The organism is Pseudophaeobacter profundi, from assembly GCF_029697505.1.
GTDB classification, from domain to species: Bacteria; Pseudomonadota; Alphaproteobacteria; order Rhodobacterales; family Rhodobacteraceae; genus Pseudophaeobacter; species Pseudophaeobacter profundi.
The window spans coordinates 297993-324004 of record NZ_JARJEF010000003.1; the positions used below are offsets into that span (position 1 = coordinate 297993).

The following is a 26012-nucleotide window of genomic DNA, read 5'->3' on the forward strand; positions in this document are numbered from 1 at the left end:
GCTTCAATTTGCGGTATGGCGCTGACAAGGGCGATACAGCCCAGATATTGGCAGGTCAGACAGGAAGACACATGGACAGACGGGCATTCGGATTAAGCGCAGTTGCGAGTGTGGCAGTGGCAGGGTGCGGCGGGCCAACTCAGGTCAGCCGGTTTAAGTCTTATACCGGACCAGAGGTGACCAGCCTTGTGATCAACAAGGGCGCGCGCAAAATCTATCTTCTGCATGGGCAGGAGGTTCTGCGCGATTACAAGATGGATCTCGGCTTTGCGCCGCAGGGCCCCAAACGGGTCGAAGGCGATGGCAAAACGCCAGAAGGGGTGTACCGTATCGACCGGCGCAACCCGAACAGTGCCTTTCATCTGTCGCTGGGGATTTCCTATCCCAATGCGGAAGATCGCGCCCGTGCTGCAGCCCTTGGCAAAACGCCGGGCGGGGAAATCTTCATCCATGGTGAGCCAAACGACAGGAAGGCCCGCAAGCGCGCAGGGCGGGTGTCGGACTGGACGGCAGGCTGTATTGCCGTGCGCAACGAAGAGATCGAGGAAATCTACGCCATGGTGCGCGATGGCACCCCGATCGCCCTGCGGGCCTAGTGATCCGCTACCGCGCTGACCAGAGTGCGGACTGGGCGGACTATCTGAAGGAAAACAAAGGGTTTGCAGAGCACACTGTCGGCGCGGAGCCGACAGTTTTGGTTGCGAACATCGGCCCTGCGATTTACTTTGGGGCGATCACAGAAGGAGATTTATGCACAGAGGTCTAGATTTCACCGCATCTGGCGGTATCGCTCGGCACATTTAGTAGCCGAACCATTGTGTATGACTTCTTCGGAGTTTCCATGAAAACTCAAAACATATTGATCCGTCCTTTCGATAGAGAGACGGATGTCGAAAACCTGTTGGGCATCTGGTTTGCCGCCTCGCTGAAGGCACATCCGTTCATCGGTGTGCCAAGGCTTATCGAGCAACGTCGCCTGATCGAGACAGAATACTTGCCAACAGCCGAGACCTGGGTTGCCTGCCATAACGGCGAGGCTCTTGGTTTTATCAGCTTGCTGGGCAGTTATATCGGCGGGATATTCATTGCGCCAGACAGGCAAGGTATGGGCGTTGGGCGCAGGCTCATTGCGCATGCGCTGGACCAGAAAGGGGAGCTATCCCTTGAGGTTTACATCGCGAATCAACAGGCTTTCGGCTTCTACATGTCGCTTGGATTCCAACAGGTTTCCCGGCGTGAAGTGGATGATTTTGGCTATCCGTTCCCAAACGCTGCTTTGCAACTGAAGGGCTGAGAAACCGGTCGGGCAGGGGATGCCTTGCCCGGCCACCGTTCAGTTCCAAAGCCAAGCACGAAAGGCGGTTTCGCCTGCAGCCCCGACATCCTCTGGAAGATTATGCTTATGGAGCTTCCGCAGCTAGCCGTGGCGCGATCTGGCTAGCGGATGACCGGCTGGTCAGGCCAAGACCAGGGCATGTCGCGCGAGAGAAGTACCGCTCTTGCGCGTCTGAAAACATGCGAAATCAAGCCGGGAGGACAAGTCCCGTGAATGCAGATGCACGGGACTGGCTTAGTTGGCCATCACCAGGGTCCACCAGATCTTGCCGTTGTTTTCCTGAAACCAGGAAAATCCCATGTTGATCGCCTTCGGGTCCAGAATCACCGCACGGGTGCTTGGCTCTTCCATCCAGGCGGTCAGGGTTTGTAGCTCGTTCTCGTATGTTTCAGAGATATTTTCCCCCTGTACCGTGCCGCTATAGCCGGTACGTGCAACCCGGTCCAAAGGCGAGGACCCGTCAGAGCCAAAATGCCAGGGGCGGTTTTGTACCGACATATCGCGTGAATGGGTGGCCGCCGCAGCATTGAGCTGCGCGTTCAGCTGCACCTGTGCCGCGCCCGAGGCCTGGCGCAGGGCATTGACGGAATCAAGCATGCGCAACTGTACCTTATCGGCGTTGCGAATGCGGTAGGCCTTGCCACCGCTGCCGGTTTCAGATGTGGGCGTACAGGCCGCTGCCAGCGTCAGGGTGGCAGCCATCAAGATCAGAAAAACGCGCTTCATCTTGCTTCTCACTTTATCATTCGCACCAGCACTTAGCCTTCCTGTGGCGGTTGCGCAAACAGGCCGGCAGAAAACTGCAGGGAAAATACATGGTTTGATTTGCGACTGAGGCATTCCGGCCATACTATGACCCAGCCCGGATGAATACGCGCAGGATATATTTCAGATGAAACCTACACTATTAGCTAGCGGCACCCGTCGGCAGTTTCTTGCTGGCTCTGCTGCCATGATTGCCACGCCTGCACTGTCTCAGGTGGCGCCAGAACCTGAGGATGATCAAGCCTTTGACCCGCTGCGCCCGCCGCCCGAGCCAGAGCCGCCGGTAAAGCGCAATATCTCGGCCTTTCGGGCAAAACGCTGGCAGCCCTACTTTGATCACCTGCGCAAAGGGGCGATTCTCGTCGATATCGATAGCCGCGCTTTGCACTACTGGTCTGAAGATGGGAATAACTACCGGCTTTTCCCCTCTTCCGTGCCGCTGTCCGATGATCTGACCCGTCGGGGGCGAACATCAATCATCCGTAAAGTGGACGGTCCCGGCTGGGCACCAACGCCAAATATGCTAAAGCGCAATCCAGAATGGCCGTCTTACATTCCACCTGGACCTGATAACCCACTGGGAACACACGCTTTATATCTAAGCTGGAAGTTCTACCGCATCCACGGAACCCATGACACACGCAAGATTGGCCGCAAATCCTCGAACGGCTGTATCGGGCTTTATAACGAGCACATCTCAGAGCTGTTTGCCCTGACACAGGTGGGCACACAAGTGTTGCTTATTTAACCACATCGCACTGTCAGAGGGGCGAAAAAGCGCAACAAGCAATTGCAATTCTGAGGGTTTACTGGTTAGAAAAAATCACGAGGTAAGTCTTGGTTGCGTAGATCTATTGGGTCTGCGCTAATTCTGGAGGTTAACATGAACAAACTTGTACTCGCAGCCGCTCTGACCGCTGCTGCATCCACCGCTACTGCTGGCAACCTGGCAGAGCCTATCGTAGAGCCCGTCGTAATCGAAGAAGCTGCAACCAGCTCTTCCAGCGGCATCATTCTGCCCCTGCTGCTGCTCGTCCTGGTTGGCGCAGCTGTTGCAAGCAGCTAATTGCTCTGCATATGATTTAGAAAAGGCGGTGATTTATCACCGCCTTTTTTATTTGCGGCTGCCGGTAATTTGACCGCGTTTGAATTGACCGCACTTGAATTGACTTGGCCCACCTTATCAAACCCGCTGGGCAGGTCTGATAAGGCAGCAGGGTGCAAAGCGCCGCTTTAGCCCGGCTCTGCTTCGGCTAGAACCCTGTCCAGCACCTCCAGGATCATCTCGACCCCTTCGGCGTCGATGGTCAGCGGGGGGCGGATTTTCAGGATATTGTCTTTGGGTCCTTCGCTGCCGATCAGAATGCGGTGGTCGCGCATGCGGTTCTTGACGTAGGAACACAGCGCCGTGGCCTCGGAACCGTCCGGGTTGATCAACTCTACCCCTAGAAACAGCCCCATGCCGCGGATATCGCCGACAGATTGGTATCTCTGTTCAAGCGCTTTTAGGCCTGCAATCAATGCCGCACCGCGTTGGCGGGCATTGTCCTGCAGGGCCTCGTCATCGACAATATCCAGCACTTCCTTGCCCATGCGGCACGACAGGGTCGATCCGCCAAAGGTGGAGAAGAACTCTGGGCCATTGGCAAAACTGTCAGCGATGGCGCGACTGGTGACCAGCACACCAAGGGGGTGGCCATTGCCGATGGGTTTGCCAAGCACCACGATATCGGGGCTGGCCCCCTGGTGTTCAAAGCCAAAGTAATAGTCGCCCAGACGGCCCAGTCCGGTCTGGACCTCATCGGCAATGCAAATGCCGCCAGCGGCGCGGATCTTTTCATAGACGGCCGGCAGGTAGCCCCTTGGCGGGATGATTTGGCCGCCAACCGAGGGGAAGGTTTCCGCGATGAAGCCGGCAATGCCCTGACCCCGCGCTTGCAGTGCGGCAATGGCGGGATCCACCAGATCGGCAAACTTCTGGGCCCGCTGCGGATCATCGCGGCGGAACGCTCCACGATAGTCATCAGCCACCGCGACCAGTTCAACCCAGTCCGAGGGGCCAACCCCGCCCGGCGCGTTGAATTTATAGGCCGAGACATCAATCACCCCGGTGGTATTGCCGTGATAGCCGTGATCCGGTGTCACCATGCCCTTGGCGCCTGTATGGGCGCGGGCCAGTCGCAGCGCCAGTTCGTTTGCTTCGGTGCCGGAATTGACAAAGAAGCAGACATCCAGATGACCGGGCATCTTTGACAGAATCTTGTCGGCAAAGGCGGTCTGGGCCGGGTGTAGATAGCGGGTGTTGGAATTCATCCGCTTGAGCTGATCTGCCGCGACGGCCTGAATGCGCGGATGGGCATGGCCGACGTGGGGCACGTTGTTATAGGCATCCAGATAGGGGCGTCCCCATTCATCAAACAGGTGGTGCTTCCAGCCGCGCAGCAGCATCACCGGATCGCTGTAGGTCAGGCTGAGATTGCCGCCAAAGTGATCCCGCCGTCCCTGGCGGATGTCATCCTTGCTCGTCGGGGCAAAGCAGCATTTTTCATCCGGCAGGTTCAACAGCGCCGCAGGATTGGGACAGATCGCCCGCCACATGTACATTTCATCCGGGTCGCCAACACCGGGCCAGTCGGCCTCGATGCCCTTGGTGGTGAGTGCCAGTTGGAAATGCACATGCGGCGCCCAGCCGCCATTCTGGGTCGCATCGCCCAGGCGGCAGAATTCGGCGCCTTTGTCGATTTGGTCGCCGGGCTGCAGCCTGTCGCAACATTCCGGGTCCAGGTGGCCATAGAGCGTATAGAAGGCATCCCCTGCCGGGGTCTGGTGGCGCAGGATTATGACACCGCCATAGTCCAGATGCCCGGTGCGGTTTTCCACCACAAAGACCTCGCCTGCCAGCGGCGCAAACATCGGCGTGCCCGCCGGGGCAAAGGCATCCACCGCCAAATGCACGGTGCGCCGATTGCTGGCCTTGTAGGGGCCTTTGCGAAAGGCGGGTTCGGCATAGATCAGCCGGGGTTCGTGGTAATAGCCCAGCCAGATGCGCCCGCCGTCTTCAAATTCTTCGCCCACACGGGCAGCCTCGCTCAGGGGCATGTCAAAGGGGTTTTGCGGCCAGGTCGAATGTTCAACCGAGAGCGCGCCCATTGGTGCCGCGCCAAGATCTTCGCCCATCAGTGGGGCAAAATTGCCGCGTTCGGATGCGATCCAGTCCATGACCCGATCGGCACCATCAACAACTGGCAGGCCACAGGCAGCGCGCAGGCGGGCGGAAACCAATGCGGGATTCAGATCATGGCTTTCAAGAAAGCGCCAGGCTGGTGCCTGCGAGATGGTCACATAGGGATCATCGGGATTTTCGCGGGCCATCAGGGTGGAATTCACCACCGAAACCGCCAGTCGCGCCCGCAGCAGCGGATAGATCAGATCAATCTCTTGCGGGGTTAGCGGATAGGCCGCGTGATATCCGGCCACCAATGCGGCCAGCGCGGCTTCGGGGTCGGCCTGGTCCAGCACGATATAGGCGGCGGCAATGGCCAGATCACAGATCCGCGGCGCAGCGCACATATCGCCCAGATCGATCAGGCCCGAGACCTGGCGCGGCTCTGTCAGCTCACCCGCGACCATGATGTTATAATCATTGGCGTCATTGTGGATGGCCTGCTTGGGTAACTGCGCCAAAATAGGCTCTAACTTGGAAAATTCTGTGTCTATGTCGCGGATCAGGCTCTGCCGTGCAGGCTCTGATATGGCGGCAAGTTCAGAGCCTATCCAGTCGGCCTGCATCAGATCCCACTTGAAGTCACGTGCCAGTCCGGGGTGCTGAAAATCGGCCAGCGCCTTGCCCGCACCGCCAAGTGTTGCTCCGATCTCATGGATCAGGGGGGGCAGCTTGGGGTTGGTCCTGGCGTAGCATTTGCCCGGCAGGCATTCGAGCATCCAGCACAGCCGTTCAGCGCCCGTCTCATCGGTGATCAGGCACATGGTCGCGCCGTCGCTGGCGGCAATCACCCTGGGGCAGGGCAGATCGGGGGCGCGGCTGGCAATATGCTGAAAGGCCTGCACCTGCATTTCAACCAGCCAGCTGTCACAGCCGGGGCGCATGGCCTTGAGGATATAGCCCCGGCCATTGCTGGCCTGGGCCTTGAAGTTCAGGTCATATTCCCCATCAAGCCGGCTTAGCTCGGCGGTGATGCCCCAATGGGATTTCAGGGCATCGACCCAATGCGCAAGACTCATTTATTTCTCTCCCCGTTTGTCGCTGTCACGACAATCCAATATTGGATCCTATTTGGACAGGGGAAGACAGATTAGTCCAGCCAACCTTTAAGATTATTCTCGATCACGCCGGCAAGGGCAGCGATGTGATCGTCGTCGTCGTTCAGGCAGGGAATATACAGAAACTCCTTGCCGCCAGCTTCTTCAAAGCTTTCTTTGATCTCTTCGTTGATCTCTTCCAGGGTTTCGATGCAATCGGCGGAAAAGGCCGGGGCCATTACCGCGATGCTTTTCTTGCCCTCCTTGGCCAGGGTGGCAACGTGATCGACGGTATAGGGTTTGAGCCATTCTTCGGGGCCAAAGACTGATTGAAAGGTGGTGGTGATTTCAGTCCCGTCCCAGCCCAGTCGTTCACGCAGCAGCCGCGTGGTTTTCTGACACTGGCAATGATAGGGGTCGCCCTGCATCAGATAGCGTTTTGGCATACCGTGGTAGGAGACCACCAGAATGTCGGGGCGTTTGTCGGCCTTTGCGTAGGCCTCCTCGACCGAACGCGCCAGGGCCTCGATATAGGCGGGATCGTCAAAATAGGCCGGGATGGTGCGGGCCGCAGGCTGCCAGGTTTCCTGCATCAGGGCGCGAAAAAACTGATCGTTGGCGGTGCCTGATGTGGCACCTGCGTACTGCGGATAAAGCGGCATAAACAGGATCTTGGTGCAGCCTGCCGCAACCATGGCGCGGACCTTTTCCTGCGTCGACGGATTGCCGTAGCGCATGCAGAAATCCACCATGACCTGATCGCCGTAGCGTTCGAACATGACCGATTTCATTTTGGCGGTCTGATCCTTGGTGATGGTCATCAGCGGGCTTTCGCCCTTGTCGTGGTTCCAGATGGATTTATAGGCCGCACCGGATGAAAACGGCCGCTTGCTGAGGATGATCAGCTGCAGCAGCGGCTGCCATTTCCAGGCGGGGTAGTCGATCACCCGCTTGTCCGACAGGAATTCGCTCAGATAGCGGCGCATTGGCCAATAGCTATAATCGTCCGGCGTGCCGAGGTTTGCCAGCAGAACGCCGACCTTCTCGCCCTTGATCTTGGGGTGATCGGCTGGTGCATGGGCGGGGCAGGTGGCGGGGGGGGAAGAATCCAGCATGGGGGTGGTGGTCCTGTATCTGCGGCAAAGCTTTGCGTATGGAAACCATGGCGAAAGTCACAATTCGCCATAAGATAGAGTGTTACGAGGCCAAAGGCCAATCGGATCACATTGGCGCAGGCATTTGTTTTTCTTATGGAACAGTGCGGGGCGCTCGCCAGGGCGCTAATCGGGTAGTTTTGTTTCCGGCACCTTCAGGGCTTCGGCCAGGCGCATCTTGGCGGATCCGGGGCGCAGGGGCTGCTGCTGGCTGTCCGAGGGCGACCAGCCGGTCAGGCAGACCAGCTCAAAGGTGGCAGGCAGGCGGTCGTCCTTGGTGGCAAAGTGCTCTCGGTAGATCGCTTCGGTCCGGGAAAAGAGCGCCCTGGGGCTGGTCTGTTTCAGCCGCGTGCTCAGCGCATTGCCTTCGCCCATGGCGCGCAGATCCCGCATCAGATGCAGGCTGTCACGGTATTCGACCGTCAGCGGCACCACATCGGCCACGGGCAGGGCAAATCCCGCCCGTTGCAGCAGCCCACCCAGATCGCGGACCTCCCCCATGGGGGCAATACGCGGCGACAGCCCGCCACAGACCTGTGTTTCGGCCTCGGCTAGGGCGCTGCGCAGCTGGTGCAGGGTGCGCCCGCCCAGCATGATCGCCAGCAGCAAGCCGTCTTCGGTCAGGGCGCGGCGGCATTGGATAAGCTGGCCAACCGGATCATTGGCCCAGTGCAGCCCCATGGCGTGGATGATCAGATCATGGCTGCCGGGACGCAGATCCAGCACATCCGCGTCGGGGATGATTTTGGCCTTGGGAAACGAATCCTGCCAAACCTGCGAAAAAGGAGTCACAATCGAAGGGTGTTTGAAGACTCTGTTTACCAGTTTCAGGCGATCTTCGACCTCGTCGCGGGCAAGGTCATGCAGAAACAGCGCCGCAGGCTGGTGGCGGCTGCGATGGGTCGCCAGGGTCTGGCGGTCAAACAGGTCGGGCTGTGATTTGGGTGCTTGCGTCATAGGAGCTATGTAAATGTTGCGCGCGCAGTTTCAAACTGCTGTTTCACTTGTTTATCCCGCCAAATGCCTGGGCTGCGGCGATTTGGTGGAACAGGATTTCGGCCTGTGTGGCACCTGCTGGGTCGGGGCGCATTTCATCAGTGGCACCACCTGCGACGGCTGCGGCCTGCCGCTGCCCGGTGAGGCAGATGACCACCGGCTGGAATGTGACGATTGCATGCAACAACCGCGACCCTGGAGCCGGGGGCGGGCAGCCATGATCTACAAGGAAACGGCACGCAGCCTGGTGATGGCGCTGAAGCATGGCGACCGCACCGAGCTGGCCGCGCCTGCTGCAATCTGGCTGCAACGGGTGGCCGCGCCGTTGCTGTGCGGTGATCCGTTGATCTGCCCGGTGCCGTTGCATTGGTCGCGTTTGCTGAAACGACGCTACAATCAATCGGCCCTTTTGGCAGAAAAACTGGCGCGTCAGGCGCGGCTGACCTATCGGCCCGACCTGTTGAAGCGGACAAAACAGACCCCCAGCCTAGAGGGCAAGACGCGGGCGCAGCGATTTGCAGTGATGCAAGATGTCATAGCAGTGCATCCGCGCCAGATCGAAAGCCTGAGGGGCCGGGTGGTTTTGCTGGTTGATGATGTGATGACATCGGGGGCGACGCTGTCGGCCTGCGCCGAAGCCTGCCTGGGGGCGGGCGCCGCAGAGGTGCGGGTCGCGGTTTTGGCGCGGGTCACACGGGCGTGATTTACCGGGCAGCTACTGGCAAAGATTGCAATATCCCCCCATATACCTCAGAAACTCAGCAACCGGATATGGAGCCTTGGAAGACTATGGTTGAAATTTATACCTCGCCGCTTTGTGGATTTTGCCACGCGGCCAAACGCCTGTTGAACAAGAAGGGCGTGGAATTTTCCGAGGTCAATGTGCTGACCAATCCGGAGCGCAAACCCGAGATGATCGCGCGGGCCAATGGCGGCTATACCGTGCCGCAGATCTTTATTGGTGACACCCATGTAGGCGGCTGTGATGATCTGTACGCGCTGGAACAGGCCGGCAAGCTGGACGCCCTGCTTGCTGTCTGAGGTAAACCCAAATAGCAGAAGGGATATTTGATGCGCGCTGCCCTGTTGCAGATCACCTCCAGCGATAGCCCGGTAGAAAACCTGGCCCTGTTACAGCGCCTGATTGGAGAGGCTGCGGCCAATGGCGCCGGGTTTGTGTTGACACCAGAGGTCTCCAACTGTGTCTCGCTGAGCCGCACGCATCAGCAGTCAGTGCTTCATCTGGAAGCCGAAGACCCCAGCCTTGCCGCCCTGCGCGATTGTGCCGCCAAGCATGGAATCTGGCTGTCGCTGGGATCTTTCGGGGTAAAGACCGGTGACGATGCGAATGGCCGCTTTGCCAATCGCCAGTTCCTGATCTCGCCGCAGGGCGAGGTGGTGGCACGCTATGACAAGATTCATATGTTTGATGTGGCGGTCACCCCGGAAGAAACGTTTCGCGAATCAGATGGCTACCGGCCGGGCAATCGCGCGGTGATCGCCAAGACGCCTTTTGGCACGCTGGGGCTGACCATCTGTTATGATCTGCGCTTTCCCCATCTGCACCGGGCGCTGGCCAAGGCAGGGGCCGAGATCCTGATTGCGCCAGCAGCCTTTTCGCCCGTGACCGGTGCGGCCCATTGGCACGCCCTGCTACAGGCCCGCGCTATCGAAACCGGCTGCTATGTTCTGGCCGCTGCCCAGACGGGTCTGCACAAAACCAGCCGGGGCGCGCAGCGCAAGACCTATGGCCATTCTTTGGTGGTGGATCCCTGGGGTGCAATCCTGTCGGATGCAGGGCGCGAACCGGGGATAAGCTACGTTGATCTTGACCGTGATAAAGTGGCACAAGCACGCAGGCGTATCCCCGCTCTGACCCATGACCGAGAGTTTGACAGTCCGTGATGGAAGAAACCCACTCCCTGGCGGTTTCGCTGTTCAGCGAGATCCTGATGGCGGACCAGCTGGCGCGGGCCCGTCTGGGCAAAGCCCTGCCAAAGGGGATGGAACTGTCACATTTTTCCGTGCTCAATCACCTGACACGTACCGGGGTTGAGCGATCCCCGGCGCAATTGGCCAAGGCCTTTCATGTGACGCGCGGCGCGATGACCAATACGCTGAACAAACTGGAAGTTGCCGGCTACGTGCATATCCGCCCGGATTGGGATGATGCCCGGCGCAAGATGGTGGCGATCAGCCCGGCTGGACGACAGGCCCGTGATGCGGCGCTGGCCAGCATCGTGCCGCTGATTTCTGAAGTGGTCAGCGATCTGGGTGGTGAACGCGTCCGGGCGACCTTGCCAATTCTGCGTGAACTGCGGGTAAAGCTGGAATCCAACGCCTGACGCGGCCCGCTGAAGCGACGCAACCGGCCTCTGGGCCTTGCGACTGTGCCGCAAGAAATCGGAAATAGTTCGGTAGTAAAAAGCAAGGGATGCCTGCGATCAGGCATCCCTTGTTGCGTTTGAGCCCCCTGTCGAGGTGTGAGTGGTGGCAGAACCAGGGCCAAGCCCTGGGCGGGGTCTCAAAAAGGTGTGTTGCGGCCTGTGATCACTGGCGTGAAGACAGGCGCAAAAGCCTTATTTGAAATGGCCCTATAGGCTTTGCCCCCCAAGCCCAAGGCCGCAAAGGTGCAGGCCTCCTATACAAAAGGATAGGAGGGGCAACTCGAGCTGCATCGCATCAGAAGAGATAGGCAAAACCCAGCGCAGACTACGCCTTTTTGATGCTGGCGGTTACGTAATTGACCGAAAGATCACGGTCGGAAATCGACCAGTTCCAGCTAAGCGGGTTAAAGACAAACCCCTTGCGATCTACCGGGGTCAGCCCGGCCTGCTGCAACAGCTCTGCCAATTCATCGGGGGTGATGAATTTATGCCATTCATGGGTGCCGCGCGGCAGCCAGCGCATCACCACCTCGGCACCAAAGATTGCCATGGCATAGCTTTTGGGGTTGCGATTGATGGTGGAGCAGATTTCCAGCCCGCCCGGTTTCAACAGCTGTTGCGTCGCAGTCAGATAGCTGAGCGGATCGGCGACATGTTCCACCACCTCCATGTTCAGCACCACGTCGAACTGTTCGCCAGCCGCGGCCATGTCTTCGGCGGTGGTATGGCGGTAATCGATCTGCAGCCCGGTCTGTTCGGCATGAAGCCGCGCCACCGGCAGGTTGCCAGCGGCGGCATCGGCGCCGGTGACTTTGGCGCCAAGCCGTGCCATGGGTTCACACAACAGCCCGCCACCGCAGCCGATATCCAGTAAGCGCAGCCCAGCAAAAGGCTCTGGTTGGGTCAGATCCCGATCGAACTCGGCGGCGATCTGGCTGGTGATATAGTCCAGACGGCAGGGGTTCAGCATGTGCAATGGCTTGAATTTGCCATTGGGATCCCACCATTCAGCGGCCATGGCCTCGAATTTTGCGATTTCTGCCGGGTCGACCGTGGATTGAGGCGCTTGCATTCCTGTCTCCGTATGTTCTTTTGTAGCCTATGATGTCATCTAGGTCAGTAATGGACAAATACACGGATCAAAAGCGCGCTGTGCACTATCTTTACCCCCCGCTTGACAGTTTCGATCAGCGAATGATCGAGGTGGGGCAGGGACACAAGATATATGTTGAGCAATCTGGCAATCCACGTGGCATCCCTGTGGTGGTTTGTCACGGTGGGCCAGGGGGCGGCAGCAGCCCGGCAATGCGGCGCTATTTTGACCCCAAGATCTATCGCGTCATCCTGTTTGACCAACGTGGCTGTGGCCGTTCACAGCCGCATGCTTCTTGTGAAGATAATACCACCTGGCATCTGGTCGCCGACATGGAACTCATTCGCCGCCAGTTAGAGATAGAGACGTGGGTGGTTTTTGGCGGCAGCTGGGGGGCAACCCTGTCACTGATCTATGCCCAGACCCACCCGGAGCGGGTGATGCAGATCGTGCTGCGCGGTGTCTTCTTGATGACCAAAGGCGAACTTGATTGGTTTTACGGTGGCGGCGCTGGGCGGTTCTGGCCGGAGCCCTGGGCCAAATTTGTCGCTCCGATCCCGCAGTCAGAGCGCGACGATATGATCGCCGCCTATAATGCCCGGCTGTTTTCGGGCGACAGGGCGGAAGAAACCCGGCTGGGCCGCAGCTGGTCCGCCTGGGAAAATGCCCTGGCCTCGATCCATTCCAATGGCACCTCTGTCGAGGGGCCCGGCGATTATGCCCGCGCTTTTGCCCGACTGGAGAACCATTATTTCACCCATGGTGGCTTTCTCGATTTTGACGGGCAGATCCTGGCCAATGTCGGCCGGATTTCACATATTCCGGGCGTGATCGTGCAGGGGCGCTATGATATGATCTGCCCGCCCGCATCCGCCTGGAAACTGTCAGAGCTGTGGCCAAATGCCGAATTGATCATGGTGCGCAATGCGGGGCATGCTTTGTCAGAGCCGGGAATCAGTGCAGAGCTGGTGCTGGCCATGGACCGTATTGCCAAGGAACTGTTGCCTTGACCCGTATCGACCGCCGCGCGCTGTTTACCTCTGGTGCTGCCGCAGCCCTGCTGGCCGCGACAGGAACCTCTTTGGCTGCTTCACCGCGGCCCGGTGGCACCTTGCGTCTGGCGCTGCCGCGCGATGGTGGGCTGTTGGATCTGGTGGCGCGCGGTGCGGTGCTGGACTGTCTGACCGAAATTGCCCCGGATGGCCTGTTGCGGGCCGAACTGGCAAGCAGCTGGCACAGCCGTTCGGACGCCCGCATCTGGCAGTTTGATTTGCGCCAGGATGTTGTCTTCCATGATGGCAGCCCCTTGCAGGCAGCAGATGTTGTGGCCTCGCTGGTGAATCTGGTCGTGCCGGGTGTTGAACAGCTGTCGATGGTTGCACTGGGGGCGCATCAGGTTGAATTCCACCTGTCCCATCCCAATCCGCATCTGCCCTATCTGCTGGCGGGGGCGGGCTATGCAATTGCGCCGCAGGGTGCAGTTGATCTGCCGCTGGCACAGCTGATCGGTACCGGCTGCTATCAGGTGGACCGCGCCCAGGAGGGGCGGCACTTTCGCGCCACCAAGGTGGCGGGTCACTATAAGGACGGTCAGGATGGGTGGGTCGACAGCCTGGAGGTGATTGTCATTCCCGATGCCGCTGTCCGGGCTGAGGCCCTGCGTGATGGCTTTGTCGATGTGGCGGCCCTGCCGCAGCCAGCCGAGCTGTTGAAACGCGGTGGCTTTCTTTATCACCCCTCAGCCGAGGATATGGCCTTGGCGACCCGATCGGATGTGGGCATTCCCCGCGTGGTGGGGCAGCAATCCGCCCTGGACGATGGCCGTATCGCCGAGCGCTGGTGGCGAACTTAGAGTGCTTTACGCTTGGCTTAACCACTAATTGTAGTGCAAAGAAAAAATATCACCCACCAAATAGTGTGTCGCTGGACTCGACGTAAGGGAAAGTTAGCGGTAAATATAAAAAGGTACTCACCGATTCGACCCGCGTGAGCACCTTTAAACCGTCGGTTGGCGACGGATGTCTGTATCTGACACCGTGAGATTCTCACGATGGATGGACTCCGTCAAGTGCTAATCGGCAAAATTGAATGCTGACATCAAAAGGGGATCAGCAATGTACAAAATGTACAATGACGCCGCAGGCGAGTGGCGCTGGCGCTATGTTGCCGCAAATGGAAACATTATCTCGGTTTCAAGTGAGGGCTATCATAACAAGTCTGATTGCCGTCGAGGAATCGACATCATGAAGGCGTCAGGAAATGCTCCTGTAACTGAGTAAACTGAGTGGGGGGTGGAGAACAATACTCTCCACCCCTTGCAGATTCGGAACAAGGGGCGTATATGGCAATTCAACAGCGGCGTGTTGAGCTCTGGTTCAAGACACCACCGGATTAGTCAACGGGCCGCGCGCCCGTTTTTTTGTGTCCTGATGGGACGCTAAATCCAATGCCCAACCCGATTGTGGCCAACCCGATTGTGGGAAGTCAAATGACCAACGACCTTATTGCCAAAGCTGCGATTGACCGCCGATTGGCCGAAATCCTTATCCCTGTGATCGAGGATCTTGGCTATGAGTTGGTTCGTATTCGCCTGATGTCCGGCAAAACCACCACGCTGCAGATCATGGCCGACAAGCCAGACGGCGGCATCGAGGTGGATGATTGCGCGGCGATTTCCACCGCAGTCAGCGCCTCGCTGGATGTTGAAGACCCGATTCTGGATGCTTATACTTTGGAGGTATCAAGCCCCGGTATCGACAGGCCGCTGACCCGGCTGAAGGACTTTGATATGTTCGAAGGCTACGAGGCCAAGCTGGAAACAGATGAGCTGGTCGGGGGCCGTCGCCGCTTCAAGGGTGAGCTGGCCGGCACCGAAGATGATGAAGTTCTGATCAATATCGACGATCAGGGCCAAACCGTTACCATTGGTCTGAAATTTGACTGGCTGTCCGATGCCAAGCTGGTTTTGACCGATGATCTGATCACGGAAATGCTGCGTCAGCGCAAAGCGGCCGGCACCTTGAACGAAGACGCATTTGACGAGATCGAGGCCGAAGAGCCCGAAGGGGAGACTAAGTAATGGCTATCACCTCTGCAAACCAGCTAGAGCTGTTGCAAACTGCCGAAGCTGTGGCACGCGAAAAGATGATCGACCCCGGTCTGGTGGTTGACGCGATGGAAGAAAGCCTCGCCCGCGCCGCCAAGAGCCGCTATGGCAGCGAGATGGACATCCGCGTGTCGATCGACCGCAAGACCGGCAAGGCGACCTTTACCCGTGTGCGCTCGGTCGTCGAGGATGACGCGCTGGAAAACTACCAGGCTGAATTCACCGTCGAGCAGGCCAAGCAATATATGGCAGACCCCAAGGTCGGGGACACTTTTGTCGAAGAGGTCCCGCCAGTGGAAATGGGCCGTATCGCGGCGCAATCGGCCAAGCAGGTTATTCTGCAGCGGGTGCGCGAAGCAGAACGGGACCGCCAGTACGAAGAGTTCAAGGATCGCGCGGGCACCATCATCAACGCGCTGGTCAAACGCGAAGAATACGGCAATGTCATTGTTGATGTGGGTGCGGGCGAAGGCATCCTGCGTCGCAATGAAAAAATTGGCCGCGAAAGCTATCGCCCCAATGACCGTATCCGCTGCTACATCAAGGACGTGCGCCGCGAGCCCCGTGGCCCGCAGATCTTCCTGAGCCGGACCGCGCCAGAATTCATGGCCGAACTGTTCAAAATGGAAGTGCCCGAAATCTATGACGGCATTATCCAGATCAAGGCGGTTGCCCGCGACCCCGGTTCGCGCGCCAAGATTGCCGTGATCTCCAACGACGGCTCGATTGATCCGGTTGGTGCCTGCGTCGGTATGCGCGGCAGCCGGGTTCAGGCTGTTGTGAACGAATTGCAGGGCGAAAAGATCGACATCATTCCATGGAACGATGATCAGCCCACCTTCCTGGTGAACGCGCTGCAGCCCGCCGAAGTGTCCAAGGTTGTTCTGGACGAAGAAGCCGGCAAGATCGAAGTTGTCGTGCCGGAAGAGCAGCTGAGCCTGGCGATTGGTCGCCGTGGTCAGAACGTGCGCCTGGCCTCGCAGCTGACCGGGCTTGATATCGACATCATGACCGAAGAAGAAGAATCGGCCCGCCGCCAGAAGGAATTCGAAGCGCGCACCGGTCTCTTCATGGAAACGCTGGATCTGGACGAATTCTTTGCCCAGTTGCTGGTTTCCGAAGGCTTTACCAACCTTGAAGAGGTCGCCTATGTCGAGCTCGACGAGCTCTTGGTGATTGATGGTGTGGATGAGGCCACGGCCTCTGAATTGCAGGCCCGTGCCCGCGACCATCTGGAAGCCAAGGCAAAGGCCGCGATTGATGCCGCCCGCGCGCTGGGCGCCGAGGACAGCCTGATCTTGTTTGAAGGTCTGACCCCGCCGATGATCGAGGCCCTGGCCAAGGACGACATCAAGACGCTGGAAGATTTTGCAACCTGTGCAGATTGGGAACTGGCCGGTGGCTGGACCAATGACAACGGCGAGCGGATCAAGGACGACGGCATTCTGGAGCCCTTTGGCATGAGCCTGGAAGAGGCACAGAACTTGGTGATGACCGCACGGGTCATGCTGGGCTGGGTGGATCCTGATGATCTGCTTGGCAATAGCGATGATGCTGAAGACAGCATTGAAGATGATGCAGAGGAAGCCGAGGCGTAAGCCTCGGGTTTCGGACAGGAGAGAACGATATGGGTCGCGCAGGCGCCAGCAAAAATCACGAAGATGGGCCGGAACGCAAATGTATTGCGACCGGCGAGTCAGAGCCCAAGCAGGGCCTGCTCCGCTTTGTGATGGGGCCTGAGTCGCAGGTTGTGCCCGATATCTTTGGCAAATTGCCGGGGCGTGGGGTTTATGTGACAGCCAGCCGCGAAGCGCTGGAGTTGGCGGTAAAGAAAAAACTCTTTGCCCGTGGTTTCAAAGCGCCGGTGACTCTGCCGGAGGATTTGCCCGATGAGGTGGAGCGGCAGACACTGCGCCGCCTGGTGGACCTGCTGAGCCTGGCGCGAAAATCGGGCCAGGCCGTTGGTGGCTATGAAAAAGTCAAGGATTGGCTGGGTAAAGAACAAGCCACGGTCCTGATTCAAGCAAGTGATGGATCAGGGCGTGGCAAATCAAAATTGAGTACCCCGCATCGGGGAAAATTCATCGGGTGCCTGACGGCTGACGAGCTGGGGATGGCATTTGGGCGCCAAACTGTGATACATGCGGCGCTCGCCTCTGGTGGACTCAGCAAACGTGTTGTAGACGAGGCGCAACGATTGCAGGGTTTGCGCGAAATGGTGGGCGGCAACGGCCGCACAGAAGGATAAAGAGCTTTATGAGCGATAGTGACGGCAAAAAGACCTTGGGTCTGCGTGGCGGCGGTTCCCGGCCTGGGAATGTAAAACAGAGCTTTAGCCACGGGCGGACCAAGAATGTCGTGGTGGAAACCAAGCGCAAGCGCGTTGTGGTGCCAAAGCCGGGTGGCAACAAGGGCGGCAATGCCGCGCCTGCAACCGACGGATCCCGTCGGCCCGCTGGTATTACCGATGCAGAGATGAGCCGCCGCCTGAAGGCGTTGCAGGCTGCCAAGGCGCGTGAAGTCGAAGACGCGGCCAATCGTGCCGCTGAAGAGAAAGCCCGCGAAGAAGACCGCGCCCGTCGCCGGGCCGAGGCCGAGGCCAAGGAACGCGAACAGCGCGAAGCCGAAGAGCGCGCCCGTCAAAAGGCCGAAGAGGAAGAGCGCAAGAAGCTTGAAGCCGCAGAGGCAGCCAAGCGCTCTGCCGAGCCCGCTGCCAGTAGCAAGGCTGCTGCGGCCCCTTCCGAAGCTGCGGCCCCCCGTGCGCCCGCTTCCAAACCGGCACCTGCCCAGACCCCGCGAAAATCTGATCGTGAACGCGAAGAGCGTGGTCGCAGCAACAAGGGGCGGACCGGAGATGACAGCCGTCGTTCCGGCAAGCTGACACTGGGTCAGGCCACCGGCGGCGCGGGCAACCGTCACCGCTCCATGGCTTCGATGAAGCGCAAGCAAGAGCGCGCCCGGCAAAAAGCCATGGGCACGGTCGAGCGCGAAAAGGTTCTGCGCGAAGTGCAGCTGCCCGAAGCCATCATGGTTTCCGAGCTGGCAAATCGGATGTCCGAACGTGTTGGCGCGGTTGTCAAATCGCTGATGAACATGGGCATGATGGTGACACAGAATCAGACCATTGATGCTGATACTGCGGAACTGATCATCGAAGAATTCGGCCACAAAGTGGTGCGTGTCTCGGCGTCTGACGTCGAAGATGTGATCAACGAAGTGCAAGACAAGGCTGAAGACTTGCAGCCACGCCCACCTGTCATCACCATCATGGGCCACGTCGACCACGGTAAGACATCGATCCTGGATGCCATCCGCAACGCCCGCGTTGTGGCCGGTGAAGCCGGCGGTATTACCCAGCACATCGGGGCCTATCAGGTCACCACCGAAAGTGGCGCGGTGCTGAGCTTCCTCGACACCCCTGGCCACGCAGCCTTTACCTCGATGCGTTCGCGCGGTGCACAGGTCACGGATATCGTGGTTCTGGTTGTCGCGGCGGATGACGCGGTGATGCCGCAGACCGTTGAAGCCATCGCGCATGCCAAGGCGGCCGAGGTTCCGATGATCGTGGCGATCAACAAATGCGACAAACCGGCTGCTGACCCCATGAAGGTCCGCACCGATCTGCTGCAGCATGAAGTCATCGTCGAAGCGATGTCTGGCGACGTGCAGGACGTCGAGGTTTCGGCCCATACTGGCCAGGGTCTGGACCAACTGCTGGAAGCCATTGCACTGCAGTCTGAAATCCTGGAACTGAAGGCCAACCCGAATCGTGCTGCCCAGGGCGCCGTGATCGAAGCGCAGCTGGATGTGGGCCGTGGCCCCGTCGCCACTGTTCTGGTTCAGAACGGCACCCTGCGTCAGGGCGATATCTTTGTTGTCGGTGAGCAATACGGTAAGGTCCGTGCGCTGATCAACGACAAGGGCGAGCGCGTGCAAGAAGCCGGCCCTTCGGTCCCTGTTGAGGTCCTTGGCCTGAACGGCACACCTGAAGCGGGCGACGTTCTGAACGTGACAGAAACCGAAGCCCAGGCGCGCGAGATTGCTGAATATCGTGCTCAGGCTGCCAAGGATAAGCGCGCCGCTGCCGGCGCTGCGACAACCCTGGAACAGCTGATGCAGAAGGCGAAAGATGACGAAACCGTCTCTGAGCTGCCGATCCTGGTCAAAGCTGACGTGCAGGGCTCTGCCGAAGCCATCGTTCAGGCGATGGAAAAAATCGGCAACGATGAAGTCCGCGTCCGGGTGCTGCACTCTGGTGTGGGCGCCATCACCGAAACCGATATCGGCCTGGCCGAAGCCTCCGGCGCACCGGTCATGGGCTTTAACGTCCGGGCCAATACCTCGGCCCGGAACACGGCCAACCAAAAGGGCGTCGAGATCCGGTATTATTCGGTGATCTACGATCTGGTCGACGATGTGAAAAAGGCCGCTTCCGGTCTGCTCAGCGCCGAGATCAAAGAAACCTTTATCGGCTACGCGCAGATCAAGGATGTCTTCAAGGTGTCTAACGTTGGCAAGGTTGCAGGCTGTCTGGTTACCGAAGGTGTTGCCCGCCGGTCCGCTGGTGTGCGCCTGCTGCGTGACAACGTGGTTATCCACGAAGGTACGCTGAAGACCCTGAAGCGTTTCAAGGACGAGGTTGCCGAAGTGCAGTCCGGTCAGGAATGCGGCATGGCCTTTGAAAACTACGAAGATGTGCGCGCAGGCGACGTCATCGAGATCTTTGAACGCCAGGAAGTTGAACGTAGCCTGGATTGATCTGATCCTGAAATATCGATCTACAGCCCGCCTGATTTTGGGCAAGCGTCTGGATCTGAAATCAAGAAGCCCCGGCAGAAATGCCGGGGCTTTTGCACATGCAGCGCCCTGGCAGATGTGTTTGGCGATCCATTGATGGTTGGGGGGCCTTTGCTGCGTCTGGGGGCGCGTATGCGTTTCTGCCCGCTCCAGCGGCGCTGTTGCGCGGCGAGCACGCTTAGGGCTGCGCGGCGAGCACGCTTGGGGCGGCCAGATTGGCCGCCCCGGTTCTGCGAGTGAGTGGTGGTCTTGAAATATGGTAGAGCGCGGGCGGACCTTGGGGACCTTTATATGCGCTCCGCAGCGGGCTGCGTAGATAGGTATTGCCTGTATGGCCGCTCCGCAGATCCCTTGCAAAGACCCCGCAGAGGGGTAGCTATCGGCTTAGGATCTGCCCAGGAAAGCCGTTGGCTCTGGGTGGGCTTGTTAAGACTGCGCCCATATTTTGCCAAATTGGTTAACAAAAGGTTTCCAGCGATTCGCGCGGCGGGTTATTTTGCCAATCCGAGTATTTTTACGGAGGGTCGATGGTTGGCGCCGGTTGTCTGCCGGAGCAAAAGGCAACCCCACGGGACGAGTTGCCAGCACAGTGCAAAGGGGCAGGGGCGGGCCGCAGCCCGTTGGCTGCAACCCCTCGTTCAGAGCCAGTCCCGCAGAATGGGGATCAACGGAATATCGGCCGTCGGCATTGGATAGTTTCGCAACTCTTGCGGGCGCACCCATTTCAGCGTCTGCCCTTCGCGGGCCTGGGGAATACCGTTCCATTTGCGACAGGCAAACAGCGGCATCAACAGGTGGAAGCTATCGTAGCTATGGCTGGCAAAGGTCAGCGGTGCGAGGCAGGATGACCAGGTATCGATTCCCAGCTCCTCTTGCAGCTCACGAACCAGGGCGGCCTCTGGGGTTTCGCCTGGCTCGATCTTGCCACCGGGAAACTCCCAAAGTCCGGCCATGGATTTGCCCTCTGGCCGCTGTGCCAGCAGCACCCGCCCCTCGACATCAATCAAGGCAACCGCCGAGACCAGAACCACCTTCATGAGCGATAGTCCGCATTGATGGTGATATATTGGTGGGTCAGGTCGCAGGTCCAGACGGTGCAGTGCCCCTCGCCAAGGCCAAGATCCACCTTGATGGTGATCTCGTCACGGCGCATCTGTGCGGCCCCGTCCTCTTCGCGGTAGCTGGGGCTGACCCAGCCCTTTTCCGCCACCAGAACATCGCCAAAAGAGATGGAGAGCAGGTCGCGGTCCGCTGCCGCACCAGATTTGCCAATGGCCATGACAACACGTCCCCAGTTGGGGTCTTCCCCGGCGATGGCGGTTTTCACCAGCGGTGAATTGGCAATGGCTAGCCCATGTGTCTTGGCCTCTGCATCTGAAACGGCGCCGGTGACCTGGATTTCGACAAATTTGGTGGCACCTTCACCATCGCGCACGACCTGATGCGCCAAATCGAGCATAACAGCTTCTAGTGCCTGGGAAAACTCAGGCTGATTGGTGACATCAACGCCAGAGGCCCCGGTGGCACAGAGCATCAGACTGTCCGAGGTAGAGGTATCGCTGTCCACGGTGATGCAGTTGAAGCTGCGGTCGCAGAGGCGGCTCAGCTCTGCCTGCAGTGGCTCCTGCGGGATTTTGGCGTCGGTAAAGATATAGACCAGCATGGTGGCCATATCGGGTGCGATCATGCCCGACCCCTTGGCGATACCGGCGATAGAGACGGTCTTGCCCTCAACGGTAACCTTGGCCGACGCGCCCTTGGCAAAGGTATCGGTGGTCATGATCGCCTCGGCGGCGGCCTCAAGCGCGGTATCCTGCAGCCCATCGTTCAACGCCGCAATCTGGGCAATGATGCGGTCATGCGGCAGCGGTTCGCCAATCACCCCGGTCGAGGCGGTAAAGACGCGTGCAGACGGCAGCCCGGTAATCTGCGCCACCGCAGCGGTGATTTCCGCCACCGAGGTTTGGCCATAATGGCCGGTAAAGGCGTTGGAATTACCAGAGTTCACCAGAATGGCAGCGCCGGTACTGCTGTCGCCGCCCAATTTGGCCTGGCAGTCGCGCACTGGTGCTGATCGGGTTTTGGACCGGGTGAAGGTGCCGGCGACGGTGGTGCCTGGATCCATCACGGCCAGCATGACATCGTTGCGATCCTTATATTTGACACCAGCGGAGCCAGCGCAGAGGCGCAGGCCCTTGATCACCGGCAAATCCGGAAAGGCCGCTGGGGCAAGCGGAGAGCGGGGCAGGCTGTTGCCCATGATCAGTTCCTCACTAGGCTAAGGTCGCGCAGGATTTCCGGGTCGAAATCTTCAATCTCCGGGCGTTCAATCACGGCGGCGGCGGTCAGGTCGCTGACGCGGGCCTCGACGGCCGCATCTTTCAGTTCCTGGCTCAGCACTTCGCGGACCTCTTCAAAGGCGGGGGCGGCGGTCTTGCGGCGCTCTTTCAGCAGGATCAGGTGCCAGCCGAACTGGGTTTCAACCGGGGCAGAGATCTGGCCGGCCCGCAGGTCCAGCACGGCTTCTTCGAATTCAGGGACCATGCGACCGCGGGTGAACCAGCCCAGATCGCCGCCATTTGGCCCGGATGGTCCGGTAGAGCGTTCCTTGGCCATGGTGGAAAAGTCAGCGCCGCTGTCCAGCTCTGTCTTGATTTCCAGCGCGTCCTCCTGGGTTTCGACCAGAATATGCGCTGCGTTGAATTCATCGCCGCCATCGCCATCGGAATATTTATCCTCATAGGCTTGGCGCAGGTCGTCCTCCTGGCTGGCGGCTTCCATTACCTTGTCGATGACATTGGCGGCCAGCAGGGCGCGCTCTTCGTTGTCGACGGCCAGTTTTACGTACTGGGGCACGCCGCCGTGCAGTTCCTGTTTCAGCGCGGTCTGTTGCACCAGCTGATCAAGGATCGCGTTGTACAGCACATCATCGGGCAGCTGTTTGTACTGCTCGGGCAGGCTGTCGCGGGCCATGATCATGTGACCCAGGGTGATGGCTTCGCCATTAACGGTTGCGATCACGGTATTGGCATGTGGCGCAGCCAATGCAGGCAGGGGCAGGGCCAAAAATATGCCCAGTGCTGTACCACGCAGAAAAGTGAGGCCTTTACGCATTGAATTCTTCCTATTCCCGGGCCGCAACGGGGCGCGGCGTTGACACTTATTTTCCTGCCCCTTACATCCCAAAGAGGCCTAGGGCAGGACCGTCGTTTCCCCCGTTGTTTATGGGTTGAGACCGCGACGGGCAAGCCTGCCTGATACAGAGGCCAATAAGAGGATCGTTGGAGAACACATGCTGGGTATCGGAACACTCGCCAAAAAGGTTTTCGGAACACCGAATGACCGCAAAATCAAGGCGACACGGCCGCTGGTTGCAAAGATCAATGCGCTGGAAGAGACGTTCGAAAAGCTTAGCGATGAGGGGCTGAAAACGAAGACCGAAGAACTGCGCAAGCGGGCGTTGGACGGCGAAAACCTGGACGCCCTGCTGCCAGAGGCCTTTGCCAATGTCCGCGAAGCCGCGCGCAGGGCGCTGGGGTTGCGGGCCTTTGACACCCAGCTGATGGGCGGCATCTTTCTGCACCAGGGTAACATTTCCGAGATGAAAACCGGCGAGGGCAAAACCCTTGTGGCGACCTTCCCGGCCTATCTGAACGCGCTGACTGGGCGCGGTGTCCATGTGGTGACGGTGAACGAATACCTGGCCAAGCGTGACTCGGAATGGATGAGCAAGGTCTTTGACGCCCTTGGCATGACAACCGGCGTGATCTGGTCGGGCCAGCCCGAAGATGAAAAGATGGCCGCTTACAAATGCGACGTCACCTATGCCACCAATAACGAACTTGGCTTTGACTACCTGCGCGACAACATGAAGCCCAGCCTGGACCAGGTGTTCCAGCTACAGCACAATTTTGCCATCGTGGATGAGGTCGACTCGATCCTGATCGACGAGGCCCGCACGCCGCTGATTATCTCTGGCCCGGCCGAGGATCGTTCGGAACTGTATATTTCCATCGACAAGATGATCCCCTTCCTGTCGGAAGAGCATTTTGAGATTGATGAAAAGACCCGCGGTGTGACCTTCACCGAAGAGGGTAACGATTTTCTCGAGAAAACCCTGCGAGAGCATGGGCTTCTGGATGAGGAAGCGTCGCTCTATGATCCCGAGAGCACCACAGTGGTGCATCACGTCAACTCCGCCTTGCGGGCGCACAAGCTGTTCCAGCGCGACAAGGACTACATTGTGCGCGATGGCGAAGTGGTCTTGATTGATGAATTTACTGGCCGGATGATGGCGGGGCGCCGCCTCTCTGAGGGGCTGCACCAGGCGATCGAAGCCAAGGAAGAGGTCACCATCCAGCCGGAAAACACCACGCTGGCCTCGGTTACCTTCCAGAACTATTTCCGCCTTTATGACAAGCTGTCCGGCATGACCGGCACCGCCCTGACCGAAGCCGAAGAATTTACCGAAATCTACGGTCTGGGCGTGGTCGAAGTACCCACCAACAAACCTATTGCCCGTGTCGACGAAGACGACCGCGTCTACCGCACCGCGGTTGAAAAATTTCAGGCTATGGTGGATGAAACCAAAACAGCCCATGCCAAGGGGCAGCCGGTTCTGCTGGGCACCACCTCGATTGAAAAATCAGAACTGCTGAGCCAGATGCTGGAGCGTGAAGGCATCAAACACAATGTGCTGAATGCCCGCCATCACGAGCAGGAAGCGCAGATTGTGGCGGATGCCGGTCGGCTTGGCGCGGTGACAATCGCCACGAATATGGCGGGGCGCGGCACCGATATTCAGCTTGGCGGCAACGTCGATATGATGGTGATGGCCGCGCTAGAGGCCAACCCGGATGCCGATCCTGTCGCCCTGCGCGCCGATGAAGAAGCCAGACACGCGGAAGAAAAGAAAAAGGTCCTTGAGGCCGGCGGTCTCTGTGTGATGGCCTCTGAGCGCCACGAAAGTCGCCGCATCGATAACCAGCTGCGCGGCCGTTCTGGCCGTCAGGGCGATCCGGGGCGCACCTGTTTCTATCTGAGCCTGGAAGACGATCTGATGCGGATCTTTGGCTCGGAACGTCTGGATAAAGTGCTGTCCAGCCTTGGCATGAAGGAAGGCGAGGCGATCATTCACCCCTGGGTGAACAAATCGCTGGAACGCGCCCAGGCCAAGGTCGAAGGCCGTAACTTTGACATGCGTAAAAACGTGCTGAAGTTTGACGATGTGATGAACGATCAGCGGAAGGTGATCTTTGGTCAGCGTCGTGAAATTATGGCCGCCGAGGATCTGTCAGAGATTGTTGGCGATATGCGTGAAGAGGTGATCGAAGAGATTATCGACACCTATATGCCGCCAAAAACCTATGCCGAACAGTGGGATGTCGATGGGCTGCACGCGGCTGTTCTGGAAAAGCTGAGCATGGATGCCCCGGTTGCCGACTGGGCCGCCGAAGAAGGCGTCGATGATGAACAGATGGCTGAGCGCCTGAATGATGCCGCCAATCAGATGATGGCGGAAAAAGCCGAAGCCTTCGGCCCGGAAAGCATGCGCAACATCGAAAAGCAGGTGCTGTTGCAGACCATCGACGCCAAATGGCGTGAACATTTGCTGACACTGGAGCATCTGCGCTCTGTTGTGGGGTTCCGTGGCTATGCGCAGCGCGATCCGCTGAACGAATACAAAAACGAAAGCTTTCAGCTGTTTGAAACCATGCTCGACTCGCTGCGTCAGGATGTGACCCAGCAGCTCAGCCGTGTGCGGCCGATGACCGAGGAAGAGCAGAAAAAAATGCTGGCGGAAATGGCGGCGCGTCAGGCGGCCATGCAGCAGATGGCCCTGGGGGGCGCGCCTGCCCCGGCAGGCACCCCCGAGGATGCGGCACCCGGTTTTGTCGAAGATGATCCACAGACCTGGGGCAACCCTTCGCGCAATGACAAATGCCCCTGCGGGTCTGGTAAAAAGTTCAAACACTGCCACGGGCGCATCACCTAAGCCCCCAGCCAGCAATGATCCTGCCCTGACCGCAGCTGCGGTCAGGGCAGCCATAAAATCCGCGTGAATGACCCCGGCCCTTGGCTGGGGTTAATTCTTTTTGGCCAATCATATTTTCAATGT

Annotated in this window: 24 protein-coding genes; 16 read left to right on the top strand and 8 right to left on the bottom strand. The window is 58.8% G+C overall.

Annotated elements, in window-relative coordinates; translation table 11 throughout:
* The first annotated feature begins 71 nt into the window (after nucleotides 1–71).
* Both P2081_RS07375 and P2081_RS07380 read left to right on the top strand, forming a co-directional pair.
* On the top strand, nucleotides 72–596 hold the full coding sequence (locus tag P2081_RS07375; RefSeq protein ID WP_278922224.1) for a L,D-transpeptidase family protein: 525 nt from the start codon (nucleotides 72–74) through the stop codon (nucleotides 594–596).
* Between the two features lie 245 nt (nucleotides 597–841).
* Nucleotides 842–1294: a GNAT family N-acetyltransferase gene (locus P2081_RS07380; RefSeq protein WP_278922225.1), complete on the top strand. Its 453-nt coding sequence runs from the start codon at nucleotides 842–844 to the stop codon at nucleotides 1292–1294.
* A 276-nt stretch (nucleotides 1295–1570) separates the two neighbouring features.
* On the opposite strand, the gene dalA is transcribed toward P2081_RS07380, so the two are convergent.
* A complete protein-coding gene (gene dalA, locus P2081_RS07385) occupies nucleotides 1571–2062 on the bottom strand; it encodes a divisome-associated lipoprotein DalA (protein ID WP_278922226.1) in 492 nt (163 codons plus the stop codon).
* Nucleotides 2063–2228: 166 nt separating this feature from the next.
* Here dalA and P2081_RS07390 point away from each other — a divergent pair, with 166 nt between their 5' ends.
* Both P2081_RS07390 and P2081_RS07395 read left to right on the top strand, forming a co-directional pair.
* The gene (locus P2081_RS07390; protein WP_278922227.1) at nucleotides 2229–2849 is read left to right on the top strand and encodes a L,D-transpeptidase; all 621 of its coding nucleotides are present in this window, start codon (nucleotides 2229–2231) and stop codon (nucleotides 2847–2849) included.
* A gap of 135 nt (nucleotides 2850–2984) precedes the next feature.
* A complete protein-coding gene (locus P2081_RS07395) occupies nucleotides 2985–3167 on the top strand; it encodes a hypothetical protein (RefSeq protein WP_232401332.1) in 183 nt (60 codons plus the stop codon).
* A 167-nt stretch (nucleotides 3168–3334) separates the two neighbouring features.
* Here P2081_RS07395 and P2081_RS07400 read toward each other — a convergent pair whose 3' ends face one another.
* From P2081_RS07400 to P2081_RS07410, 3 genes are all read right to left on the bottom strand, one after another.
* A complete protein-coding gene (locus tag P2081_RS07400; RefSeq protein ID WP_278922228.1) occupies nucleotides 3335–6343 on the bottom strand; it encodes an aminotransferase class III-fold pyridoxal phosphate-dependent enzyme in 3009 nt (1002 codons plus the stop codon).
* A gap of 71 nt (nucleotides 6344–6414) precedes the next feature.
* The gene (gene hemH, locus P2081_RS07405) at nucleotides 6415–7476 is read right to left on the bottom strand and encodes a ferrochelatase (RefSeq protein WP_278922229.1); all 1062 of its coding nucleotides are present in this window, start codon (nucleotides 7474–7476) and stop codon (nucleotides 6415–6417) included.
* A 165-nt stretch (nucleotides 7477–7641) separates the two neighbouring features.
* Nucleotides 7642–8472: a methyltransferase domain-containing protein gene (locus P2081_RS07410; RefSeq protein WP_278922230.1), complete on the bottom strand. Its 831-nt coding sequence runs from the start codon at nucleotides 8470–8472 to the stop codon at nucleotides 7642–7644.
* 13 nt (nucleotides 8473–8485) lie between these two features.
* Between P2081_RS07410 and P2081_RS07415 the strand changes: the two genes are divergently transcribed.
* The 4 genes from P2081_RS07415 to P2081_RS07430 all read left to right on the top strand — a co-directional run bounded on the left by P2081_RS07415 (nucleotide 8486) and on the right by P2081_RS07430 (nucleotide 10856).
* Nucleotides 8486–9214, top strand: coding sequence for a ComF family protein (locus tag P2081_RS07415; protein ID WP_278922231.1), 729 nt, complete (start codon nucleotides 8486–8488; stop codon nucleotides 9212–9214).
* A gap of 86 nt (nucleotides 9215–9300) precedes the next feature.
* The gene (gene grxC / locus P2081_RS07420; protein WP_417700101.1) at nucleotides 9301–9552 is read left to right on the top strand and encodes a glutaredoxin 3; all 252 of its coding nucleotides are present in this window, start codon (nucleotides 9301–9303) and stop codon (nucleotides 9550–9552) included.
* A gap of 30 nt (nucleotides 9553–9582) precedes the next feature.
* On the top strand, nucleotides 9583–10416 hold the full coding sequence (locus tag P2081_RS07425; protein ID WP_278922233.1) for a carbon-nitrogen hydrolase family protein: 834 nt from the start codon (nucleotides 9583–9585) through the stop codon (nucleotides 10414–10416).
* On the top strand, nucleotides 10416–10856 hold the full coding sequence (locus P2081_RS07430) for a MarR family winged helix-turn-helix transcriptional regulator (protein WP_278922234.1): 441 nt from the start codon (nucleotides 10416–10418) through the stop codon (nucleotides 10854–10856). Before P2081_RS07425 ends, P2081_RS07430 begins: the two co-directional genes overlap by 1 nt.
* Nucleotides 10857–11223: 367 nt before the next feature.
* Here P2081_RS07430 and ubiG read toward each other — a convergent pair whose 3' ends face one another.
* Nucleotides 11224–11970, bottom strand: coding sequence for a bifunctional 2-polyprenyl-6-hydroxyphenol methylase/3-demethylubiquinol 3-O-methyltransferase UbiG (ubiG, locus tag P2081_RS07435; protein ID WP_278922235.1), 747 nt, complete (start codon nucleotides 11968–11970; stop codon nucleotides 11224–11226).
* A 50-nt stretch (nucleotides 11971–12020) separates the two neighbouring features.
* Between ubiG and pip the strand changes: the two genes are divergently transcribed.
* The 7 genes from pip (at nucleotide 12021) to infB (ending at nucleotide 19855) form a co-directional block, all read left to right on the top strand.
* Nucleotides 12021–13001, top strand: a complete 981-nt coding sequence (pip, locus tag P2081_RS07440) for a prolyl aminopeptidase (RefSeq protein WP_278922236.1) — start codon at nucleotides 12021–12023, stop codon at nucleotides 12999–13001.
* Entirely contained in the window at nucleotides 12998–13843 is an 846-nt protein-coding gene (locus tag P2081_RS07445) for an ABC transporter substrate-binding protein (RefSeq protein ID WP_278922237.1), read from the top strand. The genes pip and P2081_RS07445 overlap by 4 nt, the downstream gene beginning before the upstream one ends.
* Before the next feature lie 271 nt (nucleotides 13844–14114).
* Nucleotides 14115–14270 (top strand): YegP family protein, encoded by a 156-nt coding sequence (locus P2081_RS07450; RefSeq protein ID WP_278922355.1) that lies wholly within the window; start codon nucleotides 14115–14117, stop codon nucleotides 14268–14270.
* A 209-nt stretch (nucleotides 14271–14479) separates the two neighbouring features.
* Nucleotides 14480–15070, top strand: coding sequence for a ribosome maturation factor RimP (rimP, locus tag P2081_RS07455; protein WP_278922238.1), 591 nt, complete (start codon nucleotides 14480–14482; stop codon nucleotides 15068–15070).
* A complete protein-coding gene (gene nusA, locus P2081_RS07460; protein WP_278922239.1) occupies nucleotides 15070–16695 on the top strand; it encodes a transcription termination factor NusA in 1626 nt (541 codons plus the stop codon). Before rimP ends, nusA begins: the two co-directional genes overlap by 1 nt.
* Nucleotides 16696–16724: 29 nt before the next feature.
* Nucleotides 16725–17345 (top strand): RNA-binding protein, encoded by a 621-nt coding sequence (locus P2081_RS07465; protein ID WP_278922240.1) that lies wholly within the window; start codon nucleotides 16725–16727, stop codon nucleotides 17343–17345.
* A gap of 8 nt (nucleotides 17346–17353) precedes the next feature.
* A complete protein-coding gene (infB, locus tag P2081_RS07470; RefSeq protein ID WP_278922241.1) occupies nucleotides 17354–19855 on the top strand; it encodes a translation initiation factor IF-2 in 2502 nt (833 codons plus the stop codon).
* A 677-nt stretch (nucleotides 19856–20532) separates the two neighbouring features.
* On the opposite strand, the gene mutT is transcribed toward infB, so the two are convergent.
* From mutT to P2081_RS07485, 3 genes are read right to left on the bottom strand one after another with little or no spacing between them, the layout of a single operon-like run.
* Nucleotides 20533–20931: an 8-oxo-dGTP diphosphatase MutT gene (gene mutT / locus P2081_RS07475; protein ID WP_278922242.1), complete on the bottom strand. Its 399-nt coding sequence runs from the start codon at nucleotides 20929–20931 to the stop codon at nucleotides 20533–20535.
* Entirely contained in the window at nucleotides 20928–22154 is a 1227-nt protein-coding gene (gene argJ, locus P2081_RS07480; RefSeq protein ID WP_278922243.1) for a bifunctional glutamate N-acetyltransferase/amino-acid acetyltransferase ArgJ, read from the bottom strand. The genes mutT and argJ overlap by 4 nt, the downstream gene beginning before the upstream one ends.
* Before the next feature lie 2 nt (nucleotides 22155–22156).
* A complete protein-coding gene (locus P2081_RS07485) occupies nucleotides 22157–23008 on the bottom strand; it encodes a peptidylprolyl isomerase (RefSeq protein ID WP_278922244.1) in 852 nt (283 codons plus the stop codon).
* Nucleotides 23009–23186: 178 nt separating this feature from the next.
* Between P2081_RS07485 and secA the strand changes: the two genes are divergently transcribed.
* Nucleotides 23187–25889 (top strand): preprotein translocase subunit SecA, encoded by a 2703-nt coding sequence (gene secA / locus P2081_RS07490; protein WP_278922245.1) that lies wholly within the window; start codon nucleotides 23187–23189, stop codon nucleotides 25887–25889.
* Nucleotides 25890–26012 lie beyond the last annotated feature (123 nt).

Excerpts from the sequence above, each read along its gene's own strand:
- P2081_RS07375 (WP_278922224.1), top strand. The coding sequence starts at position 72 with ATGGACAGACGGGCATTCGGATTAAGCGCAGTTGCGAGTGTGGCAGTG.
- P2081_RS07380 (WP_278922225.1), top strand. The coding sequence starts at position 842 with ATGAAAACTCAAAACATATTGATCCGTCCTTTCGATAGAGAGACGGAT.
- dalA (WP_278922226.1), bottom strand. The coding sequence starts at position 2,062 with ATGAAGCGCGTTTTTCTGATCTTGATGGCTGCCACCCTGACGCTGGCA.
- P2081_RS07390 (WP_278922227.1), top strand. The coding sequence starts at position 2,229 with ATGAAACCTACACTATTAGCTAGCGGCACCCGTCGGCAGTTTCTTGCT.
- P2081_RS07395 (WP_232401332.1), top strand. The coding sequence starts at position 2,985 with ATGAACAAACTTGTACTCGCAGCCGCTCTGACCGCTGCTGCATCCACC.
- P2081_RS07400 (WP_278922228.1), bottom strand. The coding sequence starts at position 6,343 with ATGAGTCTTGCGCATTGGGTCGATGCCCTGAAATCCCATTGGGGCATC.
- hemH (WP_278922229.1), bottom strand. The coding sequence starts at position 7,476 with ATGCTGGATTCTTCCCCCCCCGCCACCTGCCCCGCCCATGCACCAGCC.
- P2081_RS07410 (WP_278922230.1), bottom strand. The coding sequence starts at position 8,472 with ATGACGCAAGCACCCAAATCACAGCCCGACCTGTTTGACCGCCAGACC.
- P2081_RS07415 (WP_278922231.1), top strand. The coding sequence starts at position 8,486 with ATGTTGCGCGCGCAGTTTCAAACTGCTGTTTCACTTGTTTATCCCGCC.
- grxC (WP_417700101.1), top strand. The coding sequence starts at position 9,301 with ATGGTTGAAATTTATACCTCGCCGCTTTGTGGATTTTGCCACGCGGCC.
- P2081_RS07425 (WP_278922233.1), top strand. The coding sequence starts at position 9,583 with ATGCGCGCTGCCCTGTTGCAGATCACCTCCAGCGATAGCCCGGTAGAA.
- P2081_RS07430 (WP_278922234.1), top strand. The coding sequence starts at position 10,416 with ATGGAAGAAACCCACTCCCTGGCGGTTTCGCTGTTCAGCGAGATCCTG.
- ubiG (WP_278922235.1), bottom strand. The coding sequence starts at position 11,970 with ATGCAAGCGCCTCAATCCACGGTCGACCCGGCAGAAATCGCAAAATTC.
- pip (WP_278922236.1), top strand. The coding sequence starts at position 12,021 with ATGGACAAATACACGGATCAAAAGCGCGCTGTGCACTATCTTTACCCC.
- P2081_RS07450 (WP_278922355.1), top strand. The coding sequence starts at position 14,115 with ATGTACAATGACGCCGCAGGCGAGTGGCGCTGGCGCTATGTTGCCGCA.
- rimP (WP_278922238.1), top strand. The coding sequence starts at position 14,480 with ATGACCAACGACCTTATTGCCAAAGCTGCGATTGACCGCCGATTGGCC.
- nusA (WP_278922239.1), top strand. The coding sequence starts at position 15,070 with ATGGCTATCACCTCTGCAAACCAGCTAGAGCTGTTGCAAACTGCCGAA.
- P2081_RS07465 (WP_278922240.1), top strand. The coding sequence starts at position 16,725 with ATGGGTCGCGCAGGCGCCAGCAAAAATCACGAAGATGGGCCGGAACGC.
- infB (WP_278922241.1), top strand. The coding sequence starts at position 17,354 with ATGAGCGATAGTGACGGCAAAAAGACCTTGGGTCTGCGTGGCGGCGGT.
- mutT (WP_278922242.1), bottom strand. The coding sequence starts at position 20,931 with ATGAAGGTGGTTCTGGTCTCGGCGGTTGCCTTGATTGATGTCGAGGGG.
- argJ (WP_278922243.1), bottom strand. The coding sequence starts at position 22,154 with ATGGGCAACAGCCTGCCCCGCTCTCCGCTTGCCCCAGCGGCCTTTCCG.
- P2081_RS07485 (WP_278922244.1), bottom strand. The coding sequence starts at position 23,008 with ATGCGTAAAGGCCTCACTTTTCTGCGTGGTACAGCACTGGGCATATTT.
- secA (WP_278922245.1), top strand. The coding sequence starts at position 23,187 with ATGCTGGGTATCGGAACACTCGCCAAAAAGGTTTTCGGAACACCGAAT.